Annotated in this window: 4 protein-coding genes; 2 read left to right on the forward strand and 2 right to left on the reverse strand. The window is 38.1% G+C overall.

Features of this window, described 5'->3' with window-relative positions; translation table 11 throughout:
- Window positions 1–397 precede the first annotated feature (397 nt).
- Window positions 398–943 (forward strand): gamma carbonic anhydrase family protein, encoded by a 546-nt coding sequence (locus GQR47_RS20025; protein WP_002959868.1) that lies wholly within the window; start codon window positions 398–400, stop codon window positions 941–943.
- On the opposite strand, the gene GQR47_RS20030 is transcribed toward GQR47_RS20025, so the two are convergent.
- Window positions 935–1,189, reverse strand: a complete 255-nt coding sequence (locus GQR47_RS20030; RefSeq protein WP_004335144.1) for a DUF1488 family protein — start codon at window positions 1,187–1,189, stop codon at window positions 935–937. The two genes, GQR47_RS20025 and GQR47_RS20030, sit on opposite strands and share 9 nt — an antisense overlap.
- Window positions 1,186–2,010 (reverse strand): shikimate dehydrogenase, encoded by an 825-nt coding sequence (gene aroE, locus GQR47_RS20035; RefSeq protein ID WP_154904294.1) that lies wholly within the window; start codon window positions 2,008–2,010, stop codon window positions 1,186–1,188. Before aroE ends, GQR47_RS20030 begins: the two co-directional genes overlap by 4 nt.
- A gap of 53 nt (window positions 2,011–2,063) precedes the next feature.
- Here aroE and GQR47_RS20040 point away from each other — a divergent pair, with 53 nt between their 5' ends.
- A complete protein-coding gene (locus tag GQR47_RS20040) occupies window positions 2,064–2,501 on the forward strand; it encodes a group II truncated hemoglobin (RefSeq protein ID WP_004335148.1) in 438 nt (145 codons plus the stop codon).
- The last annotated feature ends 121 nt before the right edge of the window (window positions 2,502–2,622 follow it).

Here is a 2,622-nt window from a genome sequence, read left to right on the forward strand (position 1 = left end):
CCCACACAGATGATTGCTTTATATTGTTAAAGAACGTTTTGAGTCGCTTTAGCGTCTCAAGGGATGCGAATAATACACCCTTTATTTTTCGAGTCAACACTTTGTTTTAAACTTTCTTTCGACAATTTAAAACCGAAGTTTTATTTAACTCTCTGAGTAGTTCGTGCCTTGCTATGCTTCAGCGTTTCCCGTCTCAGTGGGGTCGCATTATAGGGAGAACAGATTTTTACGCAAGTACTTTTTTAAAGAAAAAGTAAAAAAAGATGCTGTTCGGTCAGTATCTGAACTAAACCCCCTAAAACTGATAGTTTTGTAACCAAACGGTGCCTGTTATGGTACAAAAAAGACCTTGCTGATACACTCAAAGCTAATAACTATTATCTAAAAGGTACTAAATATGGCAATCCGTTCTTATAAAGGTGTAACTCCTTCGTTTAATTCGTCTGTTTATATTGATGAGTCATCAGTTTTGGTTGGTGATATTACTTTAGGTGATAATAGTAGTGTTTGGCCTTTAGTAGCAGCCCGAGGCGATGTTAACTATATACGTATTGGTAAACGCTCCAATATACAAGATGGCAGTGTATTGCATTTATCTCGTGCAACTAAAAGCAATCCAGATGGTTATCCACTTATTATAGGTGACGATGTAACTGTAGGTCATAAGGTAATGCTGCACGGATGTATATTAGGAAACCGTATACTTGTAGGTATGGGCGCTATTATTATGGATAACGTGGTTGTTGAAGATGATGTAATTATAGGTGGCGGCTCTTTGGTACCACCAAACAAACGCTTAGAGTCTGGTTACTTATATGTAGGGAGTCCGGCTAAGCAAGCCCGCCCTCTAACGGAGCAAGAACTTGCCTTTTTAAAAATATCTGCCGATAACTATGTATCACTTAAAGATGAGTACTTAGCTGAAATAGCTAATTTAAGTTAATAAACTTACTTCAATTTGGCCTGCCGAGTTATAGCTCTCTTCTTCGATAAGCTCCTCGGCACGTTCTTCGTAATCAAAACGATACTTTTCAAAATACTCTGTTGCGTGACTTTCGTCTGTTAGTTTAAGTGTATTTACTTCTATTACACACTCCACCAGCATGCCACTAACTTGTGCAAAAAATACTAGCTGATGATCGGGCTCTCTAAACTCTAGCCTATCTATAAATTGTATTGCCTGATTCATTTAAGCGTTCCTTGTTTGAGCGCATCAACGACGGGAAGTATTTTTGGCATTTTATTACGCCATACATAATATGCTTGAGCAGCTTGACCAACTAACATGCCACTGCCATCTAAAAGCTTAGCGTTAATATTATGCTGTGCAACCCAATTCATAAAAATGGTATTTTGCAGTGAATAAAACATGTCATAAGCGACTTCACAGTTAGTTATGTGTTTTTTATCAAGTGCTGGAAGTTCGTTATTCATACTGCTAGAGGTAGAGTTTATAATTAGTGAGTAATCGCTTACTGGTAAATCATCAAAACCAAAGCCAGATACTGGTCCATATTGGGTAAACAGCTCTGCGAGTTCTTTGGCTTTTTGTGCTGTGCGATTAACTATTATTATTTCCTGAGGGTTATGCTCTAACAAAGGTAAAATAACCCCTCGAGCAGCACCGCCCGCACCTATGATTAAAATGCGTTTATTAGTTATGGCTACTTCATTAGCGAGTAAATCATTTACAAAGCCCACACCATCGGTGTTATCACCGAGTAATGAGCCATTATCTCGTTTTTTTAGTGTATTAACAGCCCCTACTATTTTGGCTAATGGGGTAAGCTCATCAGCCATTGCATAAGCTTGCTCTTTAAATGGCATTGTAACATTAGCACCCACACCGCCTTGCTCAAAAAAAGACAATACTGTTTTTTCAAAGTTATCGATAGGTGCTAATATTGCGCGATAGTCGATTTGCTCACCCAGTGATACAGCAAATTGTTTATGTATCGCGGGGGATTTTGAATGTTTAATTGGATTTCCAAAAACCGCATATTTGTCCATTTTAAAGCAACCTCTTTGCAGCTATAAACTGCCTATTAACAATGATAAGTAATATGATTAAACGACTTTTTTCTAAATCTAAGCCGGCTCCCGAGCAACAGGCTCCTACTCCTGAAAAAACACCGTATGAAATAATAGGTGGAGAGAAAGGGGCGCGAGCTATCTCCAATCGATTCTACGACATAATGGAGTCAGATGAATACGCTAAACCGTTATATGATATGCATCCTCTGCCATTAGATCGAATTCGCCAAGTATTTTTTGAATTTTTATCTGGTTGGTTAGGCGGGCCAAACCTATTTACTGAAAAACATGGCCAGCCAATGCTACGTAAAAGACATATGCCTTTTACTGTAGATAAAGCATTGCGCGATCAGTGGATGTACTGCATGAATAAAACGCTGGATATAGAAATAGACAATCCGTTGTTACGTGAAGGCTTAAAGCAATCATTCTCTCAACTAGCAACGCACATGATCAATCAGCATTAAATTTATATTTAGCCATAATGCAAAAAGGCGCTAATTAGCTGTCTCTTATACACAAATCCCTGCTAAGAAATTAGCGGGGATTTTTTTGAACTAAATCTCAATGTCATGATCAGATCTTCAA

This window comes from Pseudoalteromonas sp. Z1A2, assembly GCF_011378755.1.
Taxonomy (GTDB): domain Bacteria; phylum Pseudomonadota; class Gammaproteobacteria; order Enterobacterales; family Alteromonadaceae; genus Pseudoalteromonas; species Pseudoalteromonas distincta.